Here is a 23,392-nt window from a genome sequence, read left to right on the forward strand (position 1 = left end):
CGATGGCCAGGAAGACTGCGAATGACGACCCCCTCGCCCCGGTGACGCTCGCCGTGGGCCAGGAGGACCTGCTGCTGGACCGAGCCGTGCAGGAGGTGGTGGCCGCCGCGAAGGCCGCCGACGCCGACACGGACGTACGGGACCTCAGCCCGGACCAGGTGCAGCCCGGCACGCTCGCCGAGCTGACGAGCCCGTCGCTCTTCGCGGAGCGCAAGGTCGTCGTCGTCCGCAACGCGCAGGATCTGTCGGCCGACACGGTCAAGGACGTGAAGGCGTACCTGGGGGCGCCCGCCGAGGAGATCACCCTCGTGCTGCTGCACGCCGGCGGCGCCAAGGGCAAGGGGCTGCTCGACGCGGCGCGCAAGGCGGGGGCCCGCGAGGTGGCCTGCCCGAAGATGACGAAGCCGGCGGACCGGCTGGCGTTCGTGCGGCAGGAGTTCCGGGTGGTGGGGAGATCCGCCACTCCGGAGGCGTGCCAGGCGCTCGTCGACGCGATCGGGAGCGATCTGCGGGAGCTGGCGTCGGCCGTCTCGCAGCTGGTCGCGGATGTCGAGGGGACGATCGACGAGGCGGTCGTCGGCCGGTACTACACGGGGCGGGCCGAGGCGTCGAGCTTCACGGTCGCCGACCGGGCGGTCGAGGGACGGGCCGCGGAGGCCCTGGAGGCGTTGCGCTGGTCGCTGGCGACCGGGGTGGCGCCGGTGCTGATCACAAGTGCGCTGGCGCAGGGCGTCCGGGCCATCGGGAAGCTGTCGTCGGCGCGCGGTGGGCGGCCGGCTGACCTCGCGCGGGAGTTGGGCATGCCCCCCTGGAAGATCGACCGGGTGCGGCAGCAGATGCGCGGGTGGACTCCGGACGGGGTGGCGGTGGCGCTCCGGGCCGTGGCCGAGGCGGACGCGGGCGTGAAGGGCGGCGGTGACGACCCCGGGTACGCCCTGGAGAAGGCAGTGGTCACGATCGCCCGCGCGGCTCGCTCCCGGGGCCGGGGTTAGTGGCGCCTGCCATCGCGGCGGCGGGCTCTCGGCCCGGCTGTTCCACAAGACCCGCGATGGTGGCGGCTCGCTTCCCGAAGCGGCGTCAGCGGCGCCGTCCAACGGCTGGGGCGTGCCCCCACTCCGGCGGAAGGTCCCCGGGGCCGGGCCGACGGCCCCCCTCACCCGGGCGGCCCTCGGGAGGGGACGCAGTGGCTCAGTACACCGGCTCCCCGATCCCCAGCAGGCTGCCCTCGCTGTCGCGGAACCAGGCGCCGCGCTCGCCCCGTGCCCCCTTGCTCGGGTAGTTCCCCTCGATCTCGGCGATTCCGCCCTCCGTGCGGAAGCCGGGTGCGTCGACCTCCTCGAACACCACCCCCCGCCGCTTCAGCTCCGCCACAGCCGCCTCGATGTCGTCGACCTCCAGCGCCATCTGCGTGAAGGTCCCCGGTGAGGCACCGGTCGACCGGCAGCACGAACTCCCGTGCCGCCGCACCGGTAGAGCAGCCCACCGGGCCGTTCGTCGACCGGCTCCAACCCGAGTTTCTCGGAGTAGAAGCGCCGTGCCCGGTTCAGGTCCTGGGCGGGAAGCCTGGTCGCCACACGGGACACGGCCAGCACGTTCCTGTCGTCTGCGGCCATGTCTCCACTGCGCCGCCGGAACCGTCCGGAGGGAGAATCGGGAGTGCAGCCGTACTCGCCAAGCGACGGAGAGGTGGCGACGGACATGGCTGAGCATCCGCACGCAGCGCTGGTCCGCAGGGGATTCGATGCCTTCTCACGCGGTGACATGGACACCCTGCGCGAGCTGGTCGCCGGGGACGCCACACACCACGTGCCCGGAGATCACCCTCTGTCGGGCGACTTCAAAGGGGTGGACGCGATCATCGAGATGTACGAGCGGCTCGGCACGGAGACCAACGGGACGGCGCGGGCCGAACTGATCGGCACCTGTGTCGACGGCCGGGGCCACGCGGTCGGGATGATCCACTTCACCGCCGAGCGCGACGGCAAGAGCCTGGACGACACCGGGTGCATCATCTTCCGGATCGTCGGGGACAAGTTCACCGACCTCGACGAGTGTGTCGAGGACATCGACAAGAACAACGAATTCTGGTCCTGAACAGGCCGAAGGCCGGGTGCCTTCCCATGGGGAACAGGAGGGCATCCGGCCATCGGATCAAGCTGCTGGATCCGCGCCCGCGTGGCGAACGCAGGCCGCGCGCGGATCCGAAGGGGTGCCGGACGGGAGCGGATGAGAGAGGGCCCGCTCGATTCCCTCCGGCGTCACATCAGATGTCAGCCCTTGAGCGCGGCGACCTTCTGAGCCAGCGCCGACTTCTTGTTGGCAGCCTGGTTCTTGTGGATGACGCCCTTCGAGACGGCCTTGTCGAGCTGACGCGCGGCAGCGCGCTGGTACTCGGTGGCCTTCTCGGCGTCACCCGCGGCAGCGGCCTCACGGGCCTTGCGGATCGCGGTCTTGAGGGAGGACTTGACGGCCTTGTTGCGCAGCCGCGCCTTCTCGTTGGTCTTGATCCGCTTGATCTGGGACTTGATGTTCGCCACGAATGAGCCTTCTCAGGTTCTGGTACGGAACCGCAGGGGGCCCGTACCGATGATTTCTTGAGGTCGTGCCTCCTGCGAGAGGGCATGAGGCACAGCCACCCAGGCTACCAGCGGGCCCATTCACGGCCCAAACCCGTCCACGGTCCGCACCCGTGGGACCATGGAGGCTACGTATCGATCCGACCCGAGACCGCAGACACTGCGGACGCCTCAAGAATCAGGACCCTGCGTGCCCGCGATCCCCAGCCACGTGCCCGAGCCGAGCCGTACCGACCCGGCTCTGATCCGCAACTTCTGCATCATCGCGCACATCGACCACGGCAAGTCCACGCTCGCCGACCGGATGCTCCAGCTGACCGGAGTGGTCGAGCAGCGGCAGATGCGCGCCCAGTACCTCGACCGCATGGACATCGAGCGCGAGCGTGGCATCACGATCAAGTCTCAGGCGGTGCGTCTGCCGTGGGCCCCGACCCACGACAAGAGCAACACGCACATCCTCAACATGATCGACACCCCGGGGCACGTCGACTTCACGTACGAGGTCTCACGGTCGCTGGCCGCCTGCGAGGGGACCATCCTCCTCGTCGACGCCGCCCAGGGGATCGAGGCCCAGACTCTCGCCAACCTGTACCTGGCGATGGAGAACGACCTCACGATCATCCCCGTGCTGAACAAGATCGACCTGCCGGCCGCGCAGCCCGAGAAGTTCGCCGAGGAGCTCGCCCACCTCATCGGGTGCGAGCCCGACGACGTGCTCAAGGTCTCGGCCAAGACCGGGCTCGGCGTCGAGGCGCTGCTGGACAAGGTCGTCGAGCAGGTGCCGGCCCCGGTCGGCGTGAAGGACGCCCCCGCACGGGCCATGATCTTCGACTCCGTCTACGACTCCTACCGGGGCGTGGTGACGTACGTCCGTGTCATCGACGGACAGCTCAACAAGCGCGAGCGCATCAGGATGATGTCCACGGGCGCCACGCACGAGCTGCTGGAGATCGGCACCAACTCGCCGGAGATGCTGCCGGCCGACGGCCTGGGCGTCGGCGAGGTGGGCTACCTGATCACCGGTGTGAAGGACGTCCGCCAGTCCAAGGTCGGTGACACCGTCACCAGCCAGCACAAGGGGGCCGAAGAGGCGCTCGGCGGGTACAAGGACCCCAAGCCGATGGTGTTCTCCGGCCTCTACCCCCTGGACGGCTCGGACTACCCGGAGCTGCGTGAGGCCCTCGACAAGCTCCAGCTCAACGACGCCGCGCTGGTCTACGAGCCGGAGACCTCCGCCGCCCTCGGTTTCGGCTTCCGCGTCGGTTTCCTCGGACTGCTGCACCTGGACGTGATCCGCGAGCGGCTGGAGCGCGAGTTCGGACTCGACCTGATCGCGACGGCCCCGAACGTGGTGTACCGCGTCGTCATGGAGGACGGCGGCGAGCACACCGTCACCAACCCGAGCGAGTTCCCCGAGGGCAAGATCTCGGAGGTCTACGAGCCGGTCGTGCGCGCCACCATCCTGGCGCCCAGCGAGTTCATCGGCTCGATCATGGAGCTGTGCCAGACCCGGCGCGGTGCCCTGCTGGGCATGGACTACCTCTCCGAGGACCGGGTCGAGATCCGCTACACCCTCCCGCTCGCCGAGATCGTCTTCGACTTCTTCGACCAGCTGAAGTCCAAGACCCGGGGCTACGCCTCGCTCGACTACGAGCCCACCGGCGAGCAGACTTCCAGCCTGGTCAAGGTCGACATCCTGCTGCACGGCGACAAGGTCGACGCCTTCTCTGCGATCACCCACAAGGACCAGGCGTACGCCTACGGTGTGCGGCTCGTCGCCAAGCTCAAGGAGCTCATCCCGCGGCAGGCCTTCGAGGTGCCGGTCCAGGCCGCCATCGGCTCCCGGGTGATCGCCCGCGAGACCATCCGCGCCATCCGCAAGGACGTCCTCGCCAAGTGCTACGGCGGTGACATCTCCCGGAAGCGGAAGCTGCTGGAGAAGCAGAAGGAGGGCAAGAAGCGGATGAAGATGGTGGGTTCCGTGGAGGTTCCGCAGGAGGCGTTCATCGCCGTCCTGTCGAGCGATGACAGTGCGGGGTCGGGCAAGGGCAAGAAGTAGCCACGGGTTACCGCGGGTTACACCGCAAACCGGGTAGAACAAGGGCCCGTCGTGCGAAAGTGCGGCGGGCCCTGCGCGTGCGCGGGGTAGCTCTGTGTACGAAGTGACAGGCCGCGGACCCTTACGCAGCGGCCGGTCGCCCTTTACTCTGATCCCTGCTCGATAGTTACTCGCGAGTTAAACAACGGTGTGACCAGCACCTCGGAGTACAAACCAGCCGCACCTGAGCCAGCCGCGCTGCCGCGGGCCCCGGAGGATGTCGTGAGCGACACAAAGACACTGATCGAGAACCGTCCGCCGTCCGTGGCGGGCCTCTTCCTGGAGCGCGTGGCGGCCACGCCGGACGCCGAGGCCTACCGGTATCCGGTCCCCTCGTCCTCCGGCTCGGGGCCGGACGAGTGGAAGTCGCTGAGCTGGGCGCGCACCGCCGAGCGGGTCTACGCCATCGCGGCGGGGCTCATCGAGCTGGGCGTGCAGCCCGAGCAGCGCGTCGCCCTCGCCTCCAGCACCCGGATCGAGTGGATCCTGGCCGACCTCGGCATCATGTGCGCCGGCGCCGCCACGACCACGGTGTATCCGCAGACCAACGCCGAGGAGTCGGCGTACATCCTGTCGGACTCCGAGAGCCGGGTGCTCATCGCGGAGAACGCCGAGCAGGTGGCCAAGGCGAAGGAGAAGCGCTCGGAGCTGCCCGAGCTGACCCATGTCGTGGTCATGGACCCGGCCGGCGCCGAGACCGCCGACTGGATCCTCACGCTCGACGAGCTGGAGAGGCGCGGCGCGGCCCGGCTGGCGAAGGACCCCGACCTGATCAAGGAGCGGGTCGGCACGATCACCAAGGACCAGCTGGCCACCCTCATCTACACTTCCGGCACCACCGGCCGCCCCAAGGGCGTGCGCCTGCCGCACGACAACTGGTCGTACATGGCGAAGGCGATCGCCGCGACCGGGCTGATCAGCGGCGAGGACGTGCAGTACCTGTGGCTGCCGCTCGCGCACGTCTTCGGCAAGGTGCTCACCTCAGGGCAGATCGAGGTCGGGCACGTCACTGCCGTGGACGGCCGGGTCGACAAGATCATCGAGAACCTGCCGGTGGTGCAGCCGACGTACATGGCGGCCGTGCCGCGCATCTTCGAGAAGGTCTACAACGGCGTCGCTGCGAAGGCCCGCGCGGGTGGCGGGGCCAAGTACAAGATCTTCCAGTGGGCCGCCGAGGTCGCCCGCGAGTACGCCAAGGTCTCGCAGGACAACTTCCGGCGCACCGGGACCGCGTCCGTGCCGTTCGGGCTGGGCGCGAAGCACAAGGTCGCCGACGCGCTGGTGTACGCCAAGATCCGGGAGGCCTTCGGCGGCAACCTCCGGGCGTGTGTCTCCGGTTCGGCCGCGCTCTCACCCGAGATCGGGTACTTCTTCTCGGGCGCCGGCATCCACATCCTCGAGGGATACGGCCTGACCGAGTCCTCGGCCGCGTCCTTCGTGAACCCCGGCGAGGCCTACCGCACCGGCACGGTCGGCAAGCCGCTCCCGGGCACGGAGGTGCGGATCGCCGACGACGGCGAGATCCTGCTGCGCGGCCCGGGCGTCATGGAGGGCTACCACAAGCTGCCCGAGAAGACCGCCGAGGTGCTGGAGTCGGACGGGTGGTTCCACACCGGGGACATCGGGGAGCTGTCGCCCGACGGGTACCTGCGGATCACCGACCGCAAGAAGGACCTCATCAAGACCTCGGGCGGCAAGTACATCGCGCCCGCGGAGGTCGAGGGGCAGTTCAAGGCGGTGTGCCCGTACGTGTCCAACATCCTGGTGCACGGGGCCGACCGGAACTTCTGCACGGCGCTCATCGCGCTCGACGAGGCCGCCGTCACCGAGTGGGCCAAGGAGAACGGGCTCGAGGGCAAGTCGTACGCGGAGATCGTGGCGGCGCCGGTGACCGTCGAGATGGTCGACGGGTATGTGAAGCAGCTCAACGACGGACTGCAGCGGTGGCAGACCATCAAGAAGTTCCGGCTGCTGCCGCGGGATCTCGATGTGGAGCACGGGGAGATCACGCCGAGTCTGAAGCTGAAGCGGCCGGTGGTGGAGCGGGAGTACAAGCACCTGATCGAGGAGATGTACGAGGGCTCTCGCGAGGCGTAGGGGGCGGCGCGGGGATGCGCCGGCGGTTGCGGTTCGTGGTCGCTCGCGCAGTTCCCCGCGCCCCTCAGGTCTGTGCATTTCCGGCGTCGCATGTCCGACGCTGACTCTCGCCCTCGGCATCCGGTGGCAGAAGGCTCGACCGGAGAGCCGCTCGTCGAGGCGGCCGTGCGGACGGCTCCCGTCCGACGCGCCGCACCTCGCCGGTGAAGGGGGCGCTGCGGTCCCTGGCAGGACCGAGCCAGTGGTGGCTTCGGCCACCATGTCGTGGCCGGTTTCGGGCACCTTGGCGAATTCACCGCCCCGCGCGGCTGCCATGGCAGCGAGCAGGGGACGCAGATCGGATGCACGTATTTGACCGTTCTCGTGTCGGTATTCGACCGCATGAAGAGCACTGTTTTCACTCATGGCGGCCCACTTCAGTAACTCCTTGCTTATGCGCGCGGTCAGTCTGTCACTCTGTCGGCATCGACTGTGGCGTATTCGTACGAACTGCCCGGGGAGTTGCACATGGGGGCCATTCCGACGCAACGGGAGACCGCTTCCCGTGCCTCAGAGGCGCCTGCACGCGCTTGGGAGACGTCCCTGCCCGCTCAGGAAGGGCCTGTTCCCGAGGAGCCCGTACCCGCTGTGGAGGCACGCGCCGAGGCCGCCGGGGCGCTCCGCTCCGACGAGTGGGAGCCCGCGCAGAAGCACGCGCGGGCGCACGCGACCCTGCCCGGCAGCTCTCTCGCGCCGAGCGCCGCCCGCGTCCTGGTGCGCGCGGCGCTCGCCGAGTGGGCCGATGCCGGCCTGCCCGGTGCCGAGCACCTCACCGAGCGCCTGGCGGACGACGCCACACTGATCGTCTGCGAACTCGTCACCAACGCCGTCGTGCACGCCGGCACCGACGTCGAGATGGAGTGCCGCCTGGAAGGCGACGCCCCGGACACGGCCGCGCTCGTGGTCGAGGTCTCCGACCACCATCCCTCCCGCGCCCCGCGCGGCGGCGAGCCCGACACGCCCCACGACCCACCCGAGTACGGCCGCGGCCTGCGGCTCGTCGGCGCCCTCTCCGAGGCGTGGGGGATCACCTACCGCACCGGCAGGAAGACCGTGTGGGCGAGGCTGCCCGCTGCGGGGTGCGAGGCGGGGGAGCAGATCGAGGCGTACGCCGGGGAGCACGCGCTGGCGCGAGGGCTCCGGGTGGCGGAGATCCTGGCGCCCGGACCGCGTCCCGGCCGGGACGCCGAGCAGGCAGGGGAGACCGGGCCGGGACACCGGCGTGACGGAGGAGACGCCCGGGACAGTCCCGACCCGCACGGTTCCCGCGCCGCGCACGACTCCGGCGGCCCGCACGACCCCCGCGGCCTTCGGGACTCGCGGGACTGGAACGACCTCCGGGACCGACGAGAGCGCCACGAGGGCCGGGTCGGCGGCGACGGCACCTGGCTGGGCCGCGGCGCCCTCTCCTTCCTCGCCGAGGCCTCCGACCTGCTCGCCGGGCAGCTCGACGAGGACCTGGTCGCCGCCCTCGCCGGGCAGCTGATCGTGCCGCGGCTGGCCGACTGGTGCGCGGTGTGGCTGGAGGACGAGGTCACCGGCGGCGGCTGGAGCGGCGGGCCCGGCGCGGGCGGGCCCCGCCTCGCCCGGGTCTGGCACGGCAGCGAGAACCGCATCGAGGAGCTGCGCCGGGCGCTGGAGAAGGACCCGCCGCACCCCTGCGACCCACTGCTGTCGGGGCCCGCCGAGTACCACTGGCCCGGCGAGGCGCTCGGTGAGCCCGGTTCGGCCCTGGCGTACCGGCTGGTCGCCGGGGGACGCCCGCTGGGCACCCTCGTCATCGGGCGGTCCGGGACGGCCGGCTTCCCCGACGAGATCACCGGCCTCGTCGAGGACCTCAGCCGCCGCGTCGCGCTCGCGATCGGCGCCGCCCGCCAGTACGCCCGCCAGGCCACCATCAGCGCCGTGCTCCAGCGCGGCCTGCTGCCCGGCGCCGTGGCCGAGATCCCCGGCGTGCGCAGCGCGCTCGTCTACGAGCCGTGCGACAAGGGCGGCCCCAGCGGCGACTTCTACGACCTGTTCCCGGCCGGCGACGGCCGCTGGTGCTTCGCCGTCGGCGACGTCCAGGGCAAGGGACCCGAGGCGGCCGTCGTGATCGGCCTGGCCCGGCCCTGGCTGCGGCTGCTGGCCCGCGAGGGCTACCGGGTCGCCGACGTCCTCGACCGCCTCAACCAGCTCCTGCTCGACGACGCCACCGAGGCCTCCGACGCGGCGGCCCGGGCGCTGATGGCGGCGGGCGCGCGCCCGACCCCGCCCGGCGACGGTCCGCAGACGCGCTTCCTGTCCCTGCTCTACGGCGAGCTGGTGCCCTTCGACGGCGGTGTCCGCTGCACGGTCGCCTCCGCCGGACACCCGCTGCCCCTGCTGCTCGGGGCGGGCGGCGAGGTCCACACGGCCGCCCAGCCGCAGACCCTCCTGGGCGTCGTCGAGGACGCCACCTACACCAGCGAGACCTTCGAGCTGCGCTCCGGCGACACGCTGCTGTGCGTCACCGACGGGGTGACCGAGCGTCGCTCCGGCTCCCGCCAGTTCGACGACGGGGACGGGCTCGCCGCGGCGCTCGCCGGGTGCGCCGGCCTGGACGCGGAGCTGATAGCCGAGCGGATCAAGCGGCTCGTGCACGAGTTCGGGGCGCGGCCCCCGGCGGACGATCTCGCCCTGCTGGTGCTCCAAGCGGATTGATTCCCGTGCCTGAAGGGACGCGCTTCCTCCCCTGTGTGGACGCCGGGGCCGCCATGCGGGAAACAGGTGGGTGCCCGGGTGCTGGACAATGGAAGGCATGCCTTCCGCACTCCCCGACGGCGAGCCCGTCCCCGACGACGGCACGCTGCCCGCGTCCGCGCTCACCGGCGCAGCCGATCGTCCGCTCGGGTTCTACCTGCACGTTCCCTACTGCGCGACCCGCTGCGGCTACTGCGACTTCAACACGTACACCGCCACCGAGCTGCGCGGCACCGGCGGCGTGCTCGCCTCCCGTGACAACTACGCCGAGACGCTGACCGACGAGATCCGCCTGGCCCGCAAGGTCCTCGGCGACGATCCGCGGCCCGTTCGTACGGTGTTCGTCGGCGGGGGTACCCCGACGCTGCTCGATGCCGGTGACCTGGTGCGGATGCTGAGGGCTGTGGGGGACGAGTTCGGGCTCGCGGCGGACGCCGAGGTCACGACCGAGGCGAACCCGGAGTCGGTGGACCCGGCGTATCTGGCGACGCTGCGCGAAGGCGGCTTCAACCGCATCTCCTTCGGGATGCAGAGCGCGCGGCAGCATGTGCTGAAGGTGCTGGACCGCACGCACACACCCGGGCGGCCGGAGGCGTGCGTCGCGGAGGCCCGCGCGGCCGGGTTCGACCATGTGAATCTCGACCTGATCTACGGCACGCCGGGTGAGTCCGACGAGGACTGGCGGGCGTCGCTGGACGCGGTGCTGGCGGCCGGGCCGGATCATGTCAGCGCGTACGCCCTGATCGTGGAGGAAGGGACGCAGCTGGCTCGCCGGATCCGCCGGGGCGAGGTACCGATGACCGACGACGATGTGCATGCCGACCGGTATCTGATCGCGGACGAGGTCCTCTCGTCAGCCGGGTTCGAGTGGTACGAGGTCTCGAACTGGGCGACCTCGCGGGCGGGGCGGTGCCTGCACAACGAGCTCTACTGGCGGGGCGCCGACTGGTGGGGGGCCGGGCCCGGTGCGCACAGCCATGTGGGCGGTGTGCGGTGGTGGAACGTGAAGCACCCCGGTGCGTACGCGGCGGCGCTTGCGGCGGGGCGGTCGCCCGGTGCCGGGCGTGAGCTGCTGACGGAAGAGGACCGCCGGGTCGAGCGGATTCTGCTGGAGCTGCGGCTGCGGGACGGGGTGCCGTTGTCGCTGCTGCGGGAGGAGGGGCTTGCCGCGTCGCGCCGGGCGTTGTCGGACGGGCTGCTCCAGGAGGGGCCGTACGCGGACGGGCGTGCGGTGCTGACCTTGCGAGGGCGGTTGCTCGCGGACGGCGTGGTGCGGGACCTCGTGGAATGAGGTGCTCGGCGTCGGTGGCGGCTGGGCGCGGCTAGGTGGCCGCGGTCACCTTCGGCCTGGCCCAGTGCGGGCTCGCCCTGCTACTGCGCGAGCGGTTGCGGCCAGGGAGCCGTCACGAAGTCGATCAGTTCCTCCACCCTGCCCAGCAACACCGGCTCCAGGTCCTTGTACGAGCGCACCCCCGACAGGATCCGCTGCCAAGCCGCGCCCGTGTTCTCCGGCCAGCCCAGGGCCCTGCACACGCCGGTCTTCCAGTCCTGACCGCGGGGGACGCGGGGCCACGCCCCGATGCCCAGGGACGACGGTTTCACCGCCTCCCAGACGTCGATGTAGGGGTGGCCGACGATCAGGGCGTGTTCGCTGGTCACCGCCTGCGCGATGCGCCACTCCTTCGAGCCCGGCACGAGGTGGTCCACTAGGACGCCCAGCCGCGCGTCCGGCCCGGGCGCGAAGTCGGTGACGATCGACGGGAGGTCGTCGACGCCCTCCAGGTATTCCACGACCACGCCCTCGATGCGCAGGTCGTCGCCCCACACCTTCTCGACCAGTTCCGCGTCGTGCCGGCCCTCGACGTAGATGCGGCCGGCGCGGGCCACACGGGCGCGTGCGCCGGGTACGGCCACCGAACCGGAGGCCGTACGGGCGGGGCGCTCGGGGCCGCGCGAGGAGGGGCGGACCAGCGTCACGACCTTGCCCTCCAGGAGGAAGCCGCGCGGTTCCATCGGGAACACGCGGTGCTTGCCGAAGCGGTCCTCCAGCGTCACCGTGCCCGCCTCGCAGCGGATCACGGCGCCGCAGAAACCGGTCCCGGGCTCCTCGACCACCAGACCCGGCTCCGCCGGAACCTCGGGCACCGGCTGCGGCTTCTTCCACGGCGGAGTCATATCGGGCGAGTACTGGCGCATTCGAATGACGATAGGAGAAGCCGCCGACCGGTCACGGAGACACGCCGAACCGAGCCGCCAGCGCGTCCCGCTGGGCCCGGACGAACGCCGCGTCCACCACCGCTCCGTGACCGGGCACGTACACCGCGTCCTCGCCGCCCAGGTCGAGCAGCCGGTCCAGGGCGGCCGGCCAGTGCGACGGCACGGCGTCCGGGCCCGCCTGCGGCTCACCCGACTCCTCGACCAGGTCGCCGCAGAACACCACCTCCGGGTCACCCGGCACCAGCACCGCCAGGTCGTGCGCGGTGTGCCCCGGGCCGACGTTCGCCAGCAGTACCTGGCACCCGCCGCCCAGGTCGAGGGTCCACTCCCCGGAGACCAGGTGGCGGGGCGGGACCAGCCGGTCCGCCGACTCCCGCGCGGTGTTCTCCGCCAAGCCGTTCCCTACCGCGTCCGCGCGCAGTTCCTCGCGGTCGCGCACACGCGTCAGCACCGCGTCCACGCCCACCGCGCCGAACAGCTCCGCCCCCACGAACGCCGCCGCCCCGAAGACATGGTCGAAGTGGGGATGCGTCAGCGCGAGATGTGTCACACGGTGACCGGTGAGGGACTGCGCCTGCTCGCGCAACCGCGCGCCCTCGGCCGGGCTCGACCCGGCGTCGATCACGAGGACCGCACCCTCACCCGCGACCAGCCCCGCCGTGCAGTCCCACACCGGCAGCCGGCACCGCCCCACCCCGGCGGCCACGCGCTCCCACCCCAGCTCTTCCCAAGTCACCCTCATACGGCGACGCTAGCCGTGCACCCCCGCTCAGGGCACGACGACGCACGACCAGCCTTGCCGGGGGCGTACCCCACCGCCGTACACTGGGCCGGGGGATGCTGGCACTCGCACACGCAGAGTGCCAGGCCGCGACCGGCAGGGCAGCAGACGGACGATCTGGAGGTGTGCGCGATGCTCAGTGAACGCAGGCTTCAGGTGCTGCGCGCCATCGTCCAGGACTACGTCGGCACCGAGGAGCCCGTCGGCTCCAAGGCCCTCACCGAGCGGCACAACCTCGGCGTCTCCCCGGCGACCGTCCGCAACGACATGGCGGCCCTCGAGGACGAGGGGTACATCGCCCAGCCGCACACCAGCGCCGGGCGCATCCCCACCGACAAGGGCTACCGGCTGTTCGTGGACAAGCTCGCCGGTGTCAAGCCGATGACCGCGCCCGAGCGGCGCGCGATCCAGAATTTCCTCGAGGGCGCCGTCGACCTCGACGACGTCGTGGCGCGCACGGTACGGCTGCTCGCGCAGCTCACGCGCCAGGTCGCCGTGGTGCAGTACCCGTCACTGACCCGCTCGACCGTGCGTCATGTGGAGTTGCTCTCCCTGGCGCCCGCGCGCGTGATGCTCGTGCTGATCACGGACACCGGGCGGGTAGAGCAGCGTGTGGTGGACTGCCCGGCGCCCTTCGGCGAGGCCTCGCTCGCGGATCTGCGCGCGCGGCTCAACAGCCGGGTGGCGAACCGTCGTTTCACGGATGTGCCGAGTCTGGTGGAGGATCTCCCCGAGGCGTTCGAGCACGAGGACCGGGGTACGGTCTCCATGGTGCTCTCCACGCTTCTGGAGACGCTCGTCGAGGAGAACGAGGAGCGGCTGATGATCGGCGGCACCGCCAATCTGACCCGCTTCGGTCATGACTTCCCCCTCACGATCCGGCCGGTGCTGGAGGCGCTGGAGGAGCAGGTCGTGCTCCTCAAGCTGCTCGGCGAGGCGCAGGATCCGGGCGTGACCGTACGGATCGGTCACGAGAACGCCCACGAAGGACTCAACTCCACGTCCGTCGTGTCGGTCGGCTACGGTTCGGGCGGCGAGGCAGTCGCCAAGCTCGGCGTGGTCGGACCGACCCGCATGGACTACCCGGGAACGATGGGAGCGGTACGCGCAGTGGCACGGTACGTCGGACAGATCCTGGCGGAGTCGTAGTGGCCACGGACTACTACGCCGTACTCGGCGTGCGCCGCGACGCGTCGCAGGAAGAGATCAAGAAGGCCTTCCGGCGGCTCGCCCGCGAGCTGCACCCGGACGTCAACCCCGACCCGAAGACCCAGGAGCGGTTCAAGGAGATCAACGCCGCCTACGAGGTGCTGTCGGACCCGCAGAAGAAGCAGGTCTACGACCTCGGCGGCGACCCGCTCTCGCAGGCCGGAGGCGGCGGCGCGGGCGGCTTCGGAGCCGGTGGCTTCGGGAACTTCTCCGACATCATGGACGCGTTCTTCGGCACGGCGTCGCAGCGCGGACCGCGCTCGCGCACCCGCCGCGGCCAGGACGCGATGATCCGCATCGAGGTGGAGCTCGACGAGGCGGCCTTCGGCACGACGAAGGACATCCAGGTCGACACGGCGGTCGTCTGCAACACCTGCAGCGGTGAGGGCGCGGCCCCCGGCACCTCCGCGCAGACGTGTGACATGTGCCGCGGTCGCGGTGAGGTGTCGCAGGTCACCCGGTCCTTCCTGGGCCAGGTCATGACGTCCCGGCCCTGCCCGCAGTGCCAGGGCTTCGGCACGGTGGTCCCGACGCCGTGCCCCGAGTGCGCGGGCGACGGCCGCGTGCGGTCCCGCCGGACCCTCACGGTCAAGATCCCGGCAGGTGTCGACAACGGCACGCGGATCCAGCTCGCCGGCGAGGGCGAGGTCGGGCCCGGTGGCGGCCCGGCCGGTGACCTCTACGTCGAGATCCACGAGCTGCCGCACTCCATGTTCCAGCGGCGCGGCGACGACCTGCACTGCACGGTGACGATCCCGATGACGGCGGCGGCCCTCGGCACGAAGGTGCCTCTGGAGACGCTCGACGGCATGGAGGAGGTCGACATCCGCCCGGGCACCCAGTCCGGCCAGTCCATCCCGCTGCACGCCCGCGGTGTCACGCACCTGCGCGGCGGCGGGCGCGGCGACCTCATCGTCCACGTCGAGGTCCAGACCCCGACCAAGCTCGACCCCGAGCAGGAGCGCCTGCTCCGCGAGTTCTCCAAACTACGCGGCGAGGAACGCCCGACGGGGCAGTTCCAGCCCGGGCAGCAAGGATTGTTCTCGCGGCTGAAGGACGCCTTCAACGGTCGCTGACGGGGGTGGCCCGGCCGGTGACGGGGTGGGTGCCGGGTAGCAGGAGGCGCCTGTTCCTCTGGTCTATGCCACCCGGCAGGCCGGTTTCGGACTTGTTCGGAAGGCGTGACAACATGCGGTCATGTCCTCCGCGCTGACCGATCTTTTCCCGCTCCCGATCGTGCAGGCCCCCATGGCGGGCGGCGTCTCCGTGCCGAAGCTCGTCGCCGCCGTGTGCGAGGCGGGCGGGCTCGGCTTCCTCGCCGCCGGGTACAAGACCGCCGACGGGATGTACCAGGAGATCAAACAGCTCAGGAGCCTGACCGCCAGGCCCTTCGGCGTCAACGTCTTCATGCCGCAGCCCGAGTACGCCGACCCCGCCGCCGTCGACGTCTACGCTCATCAGCTGGCCGGCGAGGCCACCTGGTACGAGGCCGAGCTGGGCGATCCCGACAGCGGACGCGACGACGGCTTCGAGGCCAAGATCGTGGTGCTGCGCGACAACCCCGTGCCGGTGGTGTCGTTCCACTTCGGCGTGCCGAGCCGTGAGGTGATCGACGCCCTGCACCGCGTCGGCACCTTCGTCCTGGCCGCGGCGACCACCCCCGACGAGGCCCGGGCCGTCGAGCGGGCGGGCGCGGACGGCGTCATCGCCCAGGGCGTCGAGGCCGGCGGCCACCAGGGCACCCACCGGGACGTCCCCGAGACGGACGGCTCCGGCATCGGCCTGCTGTCGCTGGTCGCCCAGGTGCGCGAGGCCGTCAACATCCCGATCATCGCCGCGGGTGGCATCATGCGCGGCGGCCAGATCGCCGGGGCGCTCGCGGCGGGCGCGAGCGCCGCCCAGCTGGGCACCGCCTTCCTCGCCACGCACGAGTCGGGCGCGCACGCCCTGCACAAGCAGGCGCTGACCAACCCCCTGTTCGTCCGGACCGAGTTGACCCGGGCGTTCTCGGGCCGGCCCGCGCGTGGCCTCGTCAACCGGTTCCTGCGGGAGCACGGTCCGTACGCGCCCGCCGCGTATCCCGAGATCCACCACCTCACCTCGCCGCTGCGCAAGGCCGCCGCCAAGGCCGGGGACGCGCAGGGGATGGCGCTGTGGGCGGGGCAGGGCCACCGGATGGCGCGGGAGCTGCCGGCCGGACAGCTGGTGGAGGTGCTCGCGGGAGAACTCGCCGCGGCCCGTGCGGCGTCGGCCGGCGGGGGCGTTCTGTGACCGCGCCGGTGTTCGTGGTCGAGCACTTCGACGCGGGCCTGGGCGGCCGGTACGTGCTCCACGGGCCGGAGGGACGGCACGCCGTCTCCGTGAAGCGGCTGCGGGCCGGCGAGGACGTCGTCCTCACGGACGGGGCCGGGCGGTGGGCGGACTGCGTCGTGCTCGACACGGAGGGCAAGGACCGGCTGGTCGTCCAACTGGACTCGGTGAGCGAGGAGCCGCCGGAGCAGCCGCGGGTCACCGTCGTCCAGGCGCTGCCCAAGGGCGACCGCGGGGAGCTGGCCGTCGAGACCATGACCGAGGTCGGGGTCGACGCGATCGTGCCGTGGGCGGCGGCGCGCTGCATCACGCAGTGGAAGGGCGAGCGCGGGGCCAGGGCCCTGGGGAAGTGGCGGGCGACCGCCCGGGAGGCCGGGAAGCAGTCGCGCCGGGTGCGGTTCCCCGAGGTCGCGGAGGCCGCCACGACCAAGCAGGTCGCCGCGCTGCTGGCGACCGCGGACTTCGCGGCCGTGCTGCACGAGAGCGGGGACGCGCCGCTGGCCACGGCCGAACTGCCGTCCGCCGGTGAGATCGTGTTGGTCGTGGGGCCCGAAGGGGGCGTGGCGCCCGAGGAGTTGGCGCTGTTCGAGGAGGCGGGAGCGAAGGCGCACCGCCTCGGGCGCAGTGTGCTGCGCACATCGACTGCCGGGACGGCGGCCGCGGCCGTGCTCCTGGCTCGCACCGGCCGCTGGTCCTGACCCCTTCTGGAGGCACCGTGGAACTCGCACAGGTACGTCTGCTCGTGTCCGACTTCGCCGCTTGCTACCACTTCTACGGCGAGGTCCTCGGCCTCAAGCCGCAGTCCGGGGCGGCGCGGGGGCCCTACGAGAAGTTCAGCCCCGCGGTGGGCTCCGCCGGGATCGCGCTGCAGGACCGGTCGGTGATGGCCGAGGTGCTCGACGAGCTGGGCGATGCGGCGCAGGGGCATCGGTCCCTGGTCGTGCTGCGGGTGGACGGGCTGGACGCGTACTGCGAGGAGATCACCCTGCGCGGGGCGACGGTCCTGCACGGCCCGGCACGGATGACGGACCGCATGCGAGTCGCCCACCTCAAGGACCCCGAGGGCAACCTGGTGGAACTTCAGGAGTGGCTTCTGCTGCGCGGTTGACGCCTTTGCGCCCTACCGCGCCGCCCCCGTCAGTGGCAGGCTGCCCTCCATGGGGGCTTTGAGGAGGGTCCGGCGGGGCGCGCGCGGCCGGCGAGTGGCTGTGGCGGCGACGTTCGCGGTGGTCGCCGTGGGCGGCGCGGTCGCGTGCGAGCCCGGCGGCATCAGCTCCGCGTCCGTCGCGTACACCACCGACGAGACCGTGACCAAGGAGCTCAACCGGCAGAAGGCGGGCGTGCGCTGGCTGACGTGCACGGCCTCCTACGGCAACGGCGGGAAGTCGTCGCCGTCGGCGAGCGAGAAGACCGTCGCGACCGTCGACTGCGAAGGCAAGACCGAGGACGACAAGGACATCACCGTCACCGGCGAGGTCACCCACGCGGTGGACGGCGCCTGTGTGCGCGGCAACATCACCGCCAAGGTGGACGGCAAGGTCTGGTTCGAGGTCGACGGGCTCGGCGACTGCAACCGCACCAGTCCGCCGCCCGTCGGCGGTGGGCCCACGAACGGGCAGCCCGGACCCACCGTCACCGTGACCGTCACGCAGACCATCTGGTGCGACCGCTACCCGGACTGCCGTCCCGTCGAGGGCAAGTGATCCGAACCCTGTCCGCGCGCCGTCGTCCCTGCATAGGGTGATCAGGTGACATCGCCTGCTTACCTCCGGTTCCCCCACGCGCACGGCGACCTGGTCGCCTTCACCGCCGAGGACGACGTGTGGCTCGCTCCACTCGCCGGCGGCCGGGCCTGGCGGGTCAGCGCCGACAACGTGCCGGTGAACCAGCCCCGGATCTCGCCCGACGGCACCACCGTCGCCTGGACCTCCACCCGCCACGGCGCCCCCGAGGTGCACATCGCCCCGGTCGACGGCGGTCCCGCCAAGCGGCTGACGTACTGGGGGAGTCCGAAGACCCAGGTGCGCGGATGGACCCCGGACGGCGAGGTGCTGGCCATCAGCGCCCAGGGGCAGGCGAGCCTGCGCCGTACCTGGGCGCGTGCCGTCCCACTGGACGGCGGCCCGGCCACGACCCTGCCGTACGGGCCGGTCGGTGACATCGCCCACGGCCCGCACACGGTGCTGCTGTCCGCCCCGATGGGGCGCGAGGCGGCGTGGTGGAAGCGGTACCGCGGCGGTACGGCGGGCAAGTTGTGGATCGACCCCGAGGACAACGGGGAGTTCGTGCGGCTGCACGAAGACCTCGACGGCAACGTCGAGTATCCGCTGTGGGTGGGGGACCGAGTCGCCTTCCTCTCCGACCACGAGGGCACCGGAGCGCTCTACTCCTCCCTCGCCGACGGATCCGACCTGCGCCGGCACACCGCCCTGGACGGCTTCTACGCCCGGCACGCCGCGACCGACGGCACCCGCGTCGTCTACTCCAGCGCCGGTGAGCTGTGGGTGCTCGACGACCTGGACGGGGCCGAGCCGCGCCGGCTCGATGTGCGGCTCGGCGGGCAGCGCGTCGACCTCCAGCCGTTCACGGTGAACGCCTCCCGGTGGTTCGGATCGGCGTCCCCGGACCACACCGCGCGCGGCAGCGCCGTCTCCGTACGCGGCTCCGTGCACTGGGTCACCCACCGTTCCGGCCCGGCCCGCGCGCTGGCCGCCACGCCCGGCGTACGGGCCCGGCTGCCGCGGACGTTCCGCGCGGACGGCGAGGAGTGGGTGGTGTGGGTGACGGACGCCGAGGGCGACGACGCCCTGGAGTTCGCACCCGCCACCGGCCTCACCCCGGGGGCGACACCGCGCCGGCTCGCCGCCGGGCAGCTCGGCCGGGTACTGGCCCTCGCCATGGCGCCCGACGGCAGCCGTGCCGCCGTGGCCTCCCACGACGGGCGCCTGCTGCTCGTGGAACGGGAGACCGGCGAGGTACGGGAGGTCGACCGCAGCGAGGACGGCGACGTGTCGGGACTGGTCTTCTCGCCCGACTCCTCCTGGCTCGCCTGGTCCCACCCCGGCCCGCGGCCCCTGTGCCAGCTGAAGCTCGCCAACACCACCGACCTGTCGGTCACCGAGGCGACCCCGCTGCGCTTCCAGGACTACGCACCCGCCTTCACGGTGGACGGCAAGCACCTCGCGTTCCTGTCGACCCGCTCCTTCGACCCGGTCTACGACGAGCACGTCTTCGACCTGGCCTTCGTGGAGGGCGCCCGGCCGCACCTGATCACCCTGGCGGCCACCACCCCGTCCCCGTTCGGCCCGCAGCGGCACGGCCGTTCCTTCGAGACGCCCGACCGAGAGGAGACCCCCGACAGCGAGGGCACCCCCACCACGCGCATCGACCTCGACGGACTCGCCGACCGCATCGTGCCCTTCCCGGTCGAGGCCGCCCGCTACTCCAACCTGCGCGCCGCCAAGGACGGCGTGCTGTGGCTGCGCCACCCGGTCGCCGGGGTGCTCGGCGCGTCCCGGGCCACCCCGGACGATCCCGAGCCCAAGTCCGAGCTGGAGCGCTACGACCTCGCCCAGCAGCGCGTCGAGCATCTCGCCGTCGACGCCGACCACTTCGAGGTCAGCGGCGACGGCAAGCGGGTGTTGCTGTGGACCGACGGGCGGCTGAAGGTCGTCCCCAGCGACCGGCGCGCCTCGGGCGACGACGACAGCGAATCCAACATCAGCGTCGACCTCGGCCGCGTACGCCAGCTCATCGACCCGGCCGCCGAGTGGCGGCAGATGTTCGACGAGAACGGCCGCATCATGCGCGACCACTTCTGGCGGCCGGACATGAGCGGCGTCGACTGGGACGGCGTCCTCGACCGCTACCGCCCGGTCGTGGAGCGCCTCGCCACCCACGACGACCTCGTCGACCTGCTGTGGGAGGTCCAGGGTGAACTCGGCACCTCGCACGCCTACGTCACCCCGCGCGGCGGCCACGGCGGCGGACCCCGTCAGGGCCTCCTCGGTGCCGACATCTCCCGCCACGGGGACGGCAGTTGGCGCGTCGACCGCATCCTGCCCTCGGAGACCTCCGACCCGGACGCCCGCAGCCCGCTGGCCGCGCCCGGCGTGGCCGTACGCCCCGGGGACGCCATCGTGGCGATCGCCGGGCAGCCCGTGGACCCGGTCGCCGGGCCCGGCCCGCTGCTGATCGGCACGGCGAACAAGCCGGTGGAGCTGACGATCTCCCCGTCCGGCGGCGGCGACCCCCGGCACGCCGTCGTCGTCCCGGTCGCCGACGAGGAGCCGCTGCGCTACCACGCCTGGGTCGCCGACCGGCGCGCCTACGTCCACGAGAAGTCCGGCGGCCGGCTCGGCTATCTGCACGTCCCGGACATGCAGGCCCCCGGCTGGGCCCAGATCCACCGCGACCTGCGCGTCGAGGTCGCCCGCGAGGGCCTGGTCGTCGACGTCCGCGAGAACCGCGGCGGCCACACCTCCCAGCTGGTCGTCGAGAAGCTCGCCCGCCGCATCGTCGGCTGGGCCGTCCCGCGCGGCATGCGCCCCTACAGCTACCCGGAGGACGCCCCGCGCGGCCCCGTCGTGGCCGTCGCGAACGAGTTCTCCGGCTCCGACGGCGACATCGTCAACGCCGCGATCAAGGCCCTCGGCCTCGGCCCGGTCATCGGCACCCGCACGTGGGGCGGCGTCATCGGCATCGACAGCCGCTACCGCCTTGTCGACGGCACTCAGGTCACCCAGCCCAAGTACGCCTTCTGGCTGGAGGGCTACGAGTGGGGCGTGGAGAACCACGGGGTGGACCCGGACGTGGAGATCGTCCAACGCCCTCAGGACTACGCGGCAGGCAGGGACACCCAGCTGGACGAGGCGATCCGGCTCGCGCTGGAGGCTCTGGAGGCGGTACCGGCGAAGACGCCGCCGGGCCTGCCGAGCTGAGAGCGCGGGGCGGTGTGGACGTGCGGCTGCGCGGCGTGGGCGCGACCAGCAACGAACGCAGCCGCACCCGACGACGATACGATGCCCGAGTCGGACCCGAGATCGGCCAACCCCCGGAGGGACCATGGCAGGGGAACCCCAGGACGACTGCCTGTTCTGCAAGATCGTCGCAGGCGTCGTCCCGGCGACGATCGTGCGCGAGACGGAGACGACCATCGCCTTCCGGGACATCAACCCGCAGGCCCCCACCCACGTCCTGGTCATCCCCAAGGCGCACTACGAGAACGCAGCCGCCCTCGCCGCCGCCGACCCGGCCCTCACCGCGGACGTGCTCCGCGAGGCCCAGGCCGTCGCGGACGAGGAGAAACTCGACAGCTACCGCATCGTGTTCAACACGGGCAGCGGTGCCGGCCAGACCGTCTGGCACGTGCACGGCCACGTGCTCGGCGGCCGCGGCCTCCAGTGGCCCCCGGGGTAACGCGCCTTGTCCATACGTGAACTCGTGGTCCTCGGCACCGCCAGCCAGGTCCCGACCCGGCACCGCAACCACAACGGCTACCTGCTGCGCTGGGACGGCGAGGGCATCCTGTTCGACCCCGGCGAGGGCACGCAGCGCCAGATGCTGCGCGCCGGGGTCGCCGCGCACGACCTGAACCGGATCTGCGTCACCCACTTCCACGGCGACCACTCCCTCGGCCTCGCCGGCGTGATCCAGCGCATCAACCTCGACCGGGTCCCGCACGAGATCACCGCCCACTACCCCCGCTCCGGGCAGCGCTTCTTCGACCGGCTCCGGTACGCCACCGCCTACCGCGAGACCGTCGAGCTCACGCAGGCGCCGGTCGCCGCCGACGGCCCCCTGGCCCGCACGGACGGCTACACGCTGGAGGCCCGGAAGCTGTCCCACCCGGTGGAGTCCTACGGCTACCGGATCGTCGAGCCCGACGGCCGCCGCATGCTGCCCGAGCGGCTCGCCGGGCACGGCATCGAGGGCCCGGACGTCGGCCGCATCCAGCGCGAGGGATCGCTCGGCGGCGTCTCGCTGGAAGACGTCAGCGAGGTGCGGCGCGGGCAGCGGTTCGCGTTCGTCATGGACACCCGGCTGTGCGACGGCGTGTACGCCCTGGCCGAGGGCTGCGACATGCTCGTCATCGAGTCGACCTTCCTCGACGAGGACGAGGGACTCGCCGTCGAGCACGGCCATCTGACCGCAGGTCAGGCCGCCCGCGTGGGCCGGGACGGCGGGGTGCGGCACCTCGTGCTGACCCACTTCAGCCAGCGCTACACCGAACCGGACGAGTTCGAGCGGCAGGCGCGGGCGGCCGGGTACGAGGGCGAACTGACCGTGGCACACGATCTCCTCCGGGTACCGGTTCCGAAGCGTCGGTGAAACGGCCGTACGATGAAGTGATGTCCCTCCCCAAAGCCGAACTGCACCTTCACATCGAAGGCACCCTGGAACCGGAACTCGCCTTCGAACTCGCCGCGCGCAACGGCGTCACGCTCCCGTACGCCGACACGGACGAGCTGCGCGAGGCCTACCGGTTCGAGGATCTGCAGTCCTTCCTGAACCTGTACTACGAGCTCATGGCCGTCCTGCGCACCGAGCAGGACTTCGAGGATCTGGCCGACGCCTACCTCGCCCGTGCCGCCGCGCAGGGTGTGCGGCACGCGGAGATCTTCTTCGACCCCCAGGCCCACACCAGCCGGGGGCTGGAGCTCGGCACGGTCGTCGAGGGGCTGTGGCGCGCACTGGGCGACAGTGAGGCGAACCACGGTGTCTCGACCCGGCTGATCCTGTGCTTCCTGCGCGACGAGTCCGCCGAGTCGGCCCTGGCCACGCTGGAGGCGGCGAAGCCGTACCTGCACCGGATCACCGGCGTCGGCCTCGACTCGGCCGAGGTCGGGCATCCGCCGGTGAAGTTCCGCGAGGTCTACGAGACCGCCGCCGCGCTCGGCCTGAGGCGGGTCGCGCACGCGGGCGAGGAGGGCCCGCCCGAGTACATCACCGAGGCGCTGGACGTCCTCGGTGTCGAACGAATCGACCACGGGCTGCGCTGTGTGGAGGACCCGGCGCTGGTGGAGCGGCTGGTGCGCGACCGGGTGCCGCTGACGCTGTGCCCGCTGTCCAACGTCCGGCTGCGCACGGTCGACACCCTCGCCGACCACCCGCTGCCCGCCATGCTGGACGCCGGCCTCCTGTGCACGGTCAACTCCGACGACCCGGCCTACTTCGGCGGCTACGCCGGTGACAACTTCGACGCCGTGCGCGACACCCTCGGCCTCGGCGAGGAACGGCTGCGGGAGCTCGCCCGCAACTCCTTCCTCGCCTCGTTCCTGGAGGACGACGAGGAGCTGCGGGCGCGGTACCTCGCCGAGGTGGAGGCGTACACCTTCGCGTAGG

19 protein-coding genes and 1 pseudogene are annotated in these 23,392 nt (G+C 71.8%); 16 read left to right on the forward strand and 4 right to left on the reverse strand.

Going from position 1 to position 23,392, the window contains the following annotated elements; all coding sequences use genetic code 11:
• Positions 1 to 2 precede the first annotated feature (2 nt).
• A complete protein-coding gene (gene holA / locus ACWD1U_RS04915; RefSeq protein WP_451104459.1) occupies positions 3 to 992 on the forward strand; it encodes a DNA polymerase III subunit delta in 990 nt (329 codons plus the stop codon).
• A 196-nt stretch (positions 993 to 1,188) separates the two neighbouring features.
• Here holA and ACWD1U_RS04920 read toward each other — a convergent pair.
• Positions 1,189 to 1,613 (reverse strand): annotated as a pseudogene (locus tag ACWD1U_RS04920) (VOC family protein).
• 85 nt (positions 1,614 to 1,698) lie between these two features.
• Between ACWD1U_RS04920 and ACWD1U_RS04925 the strand changes: the two are divergent.
• Positions 1,699 to 2,094 carry a nuclear transport factor 2 family protein gene (locus ACWD1U_RS04925; protein WP_451104461.1) on the forward strand — a complete coding sequence of 132 codons (396 nt, stop codon included), beginning with the start codon at positions 1,699 to 1,701 and terminating at the stop codon, positions 2,092 to 2,094.
• A 176-nt stretch (positions 2,095 to 2,270) separates the two neighbouring features.
• On the opposite strand, the gene rpsT is transcribed toward ACWD1U_RS04925, so the two are convergent.
• Positions 2,271 to 2,537, reverse strand: a complete 267-nt coding sequence (rpsT, locus tag ACWD1U_RS04930; RefSeq protein ID WP_086849999.1) for a 30S ribosomal protein S20 — start codon at positions 2,535 to 2,537, stop codon at positions 2,271 to 2,273.
• A 229-nt stretch (positions 2,538 to 2,766) separates the two neighbouring features.
• On the opposite strand from rpsT, the gene lepA reads away from it, so the two are divergent.
• The 4 genes from lepA to hemW all read left to right on the forward strand — a co-directional run bounded on the left by lepA (position 2,767) and on the right by hemW (position 10,822).
• Positions 2,767 to 4,635, forward strand: a complete 1,869-nt coding sequence (lepA, locus tag ACWD1U_RS04935; protein ID WP_451104463.1) for a translation elongation factor 4 — start codon at positions 2,767 to 2,769, stop codon at positions 4,633 to 4,635.
• A 261-nt stretch (positions 4,636 to 4,896) separates the two neighbouring features.
• Positions 4,897 to 6,771: an AMP-dependent synthetase/ligase gene (locus tag ACWD1U_RS04940; RefSeq protein ID WP_451104465.1), complete on the forward strand. Its 1,875-nt coding sequence runs from the start codon at positions 4,897 to 4,899 to the stop codon at positions 6,769 to 6,771.
• Positions 6,772 to 7,278: 507 nt separating this feature from the next.
• Positions 7,279 to 9,492: a SpoIIE family protein phosphatase gene (locus ACWD1U_RS04945; protein ID WP_451104467.1), complete on the forward strand. Its 2,214-nt coding sequence runs from the start codon at positions 7,279 to 7,281 to the stop codon at positions 9,490 to 9,492.
• A 97-nt stretch (positions 9,493 to 9,589) separates the two neighbouring features.
• Positions 9,590 to 10,822: a radical SAM family heme chaperone HemW gene (hemW, locus tag ACWD1U_RS04950; RefSeq protein WP_451104469.1), complete on the forward strand. Its 1,233-nt coding sequence runs from the start codon at positions 9,590 to 9,592 to the stop codon at positions 10,820 to 10,822.
• Positions 10,823 to 10,902: 80 nt separating this feature from the next.
• Here hemW and ACWD1U_RS04955 read toward each other — a convergent pair whose 3' ends face one another.
• Together ACWD1U_RS04955 and ACWD1U_RS04960 are read right to left on the reverse strand one after the other, a co-directional pair.
• Positions 10,903 to 11,727 (reverse strand): DUF3097 domain-containing protein, encoded by an 825-nt coding sequence (locus ACWD1U_RS04955; RefSeq protein ID WP_451104470.1) that lies wholly within the window; start codon positions 11,725 to 11,727, stop codon positions 10,903 to 10,905.
• A 31-nt stretch (positions 11,728 to 11,758) separates the two neighbouring features.
• Positions 11,759 to 12,490, reverse strand: coding sequence for an MBL fold metallo-hydrolase (locus ACWD1U_RS04960; protein WP_451104472.1), 732 nt, complete (start codon positions 12,488 to 12,490; stop codon positions 11,759 to 11,761).
• A 171-nt stretch (positions 12,491 to 12,661) separates the two neighbouring features.
• On the opposite strand from ACWD1U_RS04960, the gene hrcA reads away from it, so the two are divergent.
• The 10 genes from hrcA to ACWD1U_RS05010 all read left to right on the forward strand — a co-directional run bounded on the left by hrcA (position 12,662) and on the right by ACWD1U_RS05010 (position 23,391).
• A complete protein-coding gene (gene hrcA / locus ACWD1U_RS04965) occupies positions 12,662 to 13,678 on the forward strand; it encodes a heat-inducible transcriptional repressor HrcA (RefSeq protein ID WP_451104474.1) in 1,017 nt (338 codons plus the stop codon).
• Positions 13,678 to 14,814 carry a molecular chaperone DnaJ gene (gene dnaJ, locus ACWD1U_RS04970; RefSeq protein WP_451104476.1) on the forward strand — a complete coding sequence of 379 codons (1,137 nt, stop codon included), beginning with the start codon at positions 13,678 to 13,680 and terminating at the stop codon, positions 14,812 to 14,814. Before hrcA ends, dnaJ begins: the two co-directional genes overlap by 1 nt.
• A gap of 121 nt (positions 14,815 to 14,935) precedes the next feature.
• Positions 14,936 to 16,009 carry a nitronate monooxygenase gene (locus ACWD1U_RS04975; RefSeq protein ID WP_451104478.1) on the forward strand — a complete coding sequence of 358 codons (1,074 nt, stop codon included), beginning with the start codon at positions 14,936 to 14,938 and terminating at the stop codon, positions 16,007 to 16,009.
• Positions 16,006 to 16,746, forward strand: coding sequence for a 16S rRNA (uracil(1498)-N(3))-methyltransferase (locus ACWD1U_RS04980; protein WP_451104480.1), 741 nt, complete (start codon positions 16,006 to 16,008; stop codon positions 16,744 to 16,746). The genes ACWD1U_RS04975 and ACWD1U_RS04980 overlap by 4 nt, the downstream gene beginning before the upstream one ends.
• 17 nt (positions 16,747 to 16,763) lie before the next feature.
• Positions 16,764 to 17,156 (forward strand): VOC family protein, encoded by a 393-nt coding sequence (locus ACWD1U_RS04985; protein WP_451104482.1) that lies wholly within the window; start codon positions 16,764 to 16,766, stop codon positions 17,154 to 17,156.
• 49 nt (positions 17,157 to 17,205) lie between these two features.
• Positions 17,206 to 17,751, forward strand: coding sequence for a hypothetical protein (locus tag ACWD1U_RS04990; RefSeq protein ID WP_451104484.1), 546 nt, complete (start codon positions 17,206 to 17,208; stop codon positions 17,749 to 17,751).
• A gap of 90 nt (positions 17,752 to 17,841) precedes the next feature.
• Positions 17,842 to 20,988: a S41 family peptidase gene (locus ACWD1U_RS04995; protein WP_451105017.1), complete on the forward strand. Its 3,147-nt coding sequence runs from the start codon at positions 17,842 to 17,844 to the stop codon at positions 20,986 to 20,988.
• 124 nt (positions 20,989 to 21,112) lie between these two features.
• Positions 21,113 to 21,466, forward strand: a complete 354-nt coding sequence (locus ACWD1U_RS05000; RefSeq protein WP_451104486.1) for a histidine triad nucleotide-binding protein — start codon at positions 21,113 to 21,115, stop codon at positions 21,464 to 21,466.
• 6 nt (positions 21,467 to 21,472) lie between these two features.
• Complete coding sequence (locus ACWD1U_RS05005) at positions 21,473 to 22,378, forward strand: ribonuclease Z (protein ID WP_451104488.1); 906 nt, start codon at positions 21,473 to 21,475, stop codon at positions 22,376 to 22,378.
• 20 nt (positions 22,379 to 22,398) lie between these two features.
• Positions 22,399 to 23,391, forward strand: a complete 993-nt coding sequence (locus tag ACWD1U_RS05010; protein WP_451104490.1) for an adenosine deaminase — start codon at positions 22,399 to 22,401, stop codon at positions 23,389 to 23,391.
• Position 23,392: the final 1 nt, after the last annotated feature.

Source organism: Streptomyces sp. NPDC002788 (assembly GCF_053592115.1).

Excerpts from the sequence above, each read along its gene's own strand:
- holA (WP_451104459.1), top strand. The coding sequence starts at position 3 with ATGGCCAGGAAGACTGCGAATGACGACCCCCTCGCCCCGGTGACGCTC.
- ACWD1U_RS04925 (WP_451104461.1), top strand. The coding sequence starts at position 1,699 with ATGGCTGAGCATCCGCACGCAGCGCTGGTCCGCAGGGGATTCGATGCC.
- ACWD1U_RS04945 (WP_451104467.1), top strand. The coding sequence starts at position 7,279 with ATGGGGGCCATTCCGACGCAACGGGAGACCGCTTCCCGTGCCTCAGAG.
- hemW (WP_451104469.1), top strand. The coding sequence starts at position 9,590 with ATGCCTTCCGCACTCCCCGACGGCGAGCCCGTCCCCGACGACGGCACG.
- ACWD1U_RS04955 (WP_451104470.1), bottom strand. The coding sequence starts at position 11,727 with ATGCGCCAGTACTCGCCCGATATGACTCCGCCGTGGAAGAAGCCGCAG.
- ACWD1U_RS04960 (WP_451104472.1), bottom strand. The coding sequence starts at position 12,490 with ATGAGGGTGACTTGGGAAGAGCTGGGGTGGGAGCGCGTGGCCGCCGGG.
- hrcA (WP_451104474.1), top strand. The coding sequence starts at position 12,662 with ATGCTCAGTGAACGCAGGCTTCAGGTGCTGCGCGCCATCGTCCAGGAC.
- ACWD1U_RS04975 (WP_451104478.1), top strand. The coding sequence starts at position 14,936 with ATGTCCTCCGCGCTGACCGATCTTTTCCCGCTCCCGATCGTGCAGGCC.
- ACWD1U_RS04990 (WP_451104484.1), top strand. The coding sequence starts at position 17,206 with ATGGGGGCTTTGAGGAGGGTCCGGCGGGGCGCGCGCGGCCGGCGAGTG.
- ACWD1U_RS05000 (WP_451104486.1), top strand. The coding sequence starts at position 21,113 with ATGGCAGGGGAACCCCAGGACGACTGCCTGTTCTGCAAGATCGTCGCA.
- ACWD1U_RS05010 (WP_451104490.1), top strand. The coding sequence starts at position 22,399 with ATGTCCCTCCCCAAAGCCGAACTGCACCTTCACATCGAAGGCACCCTG.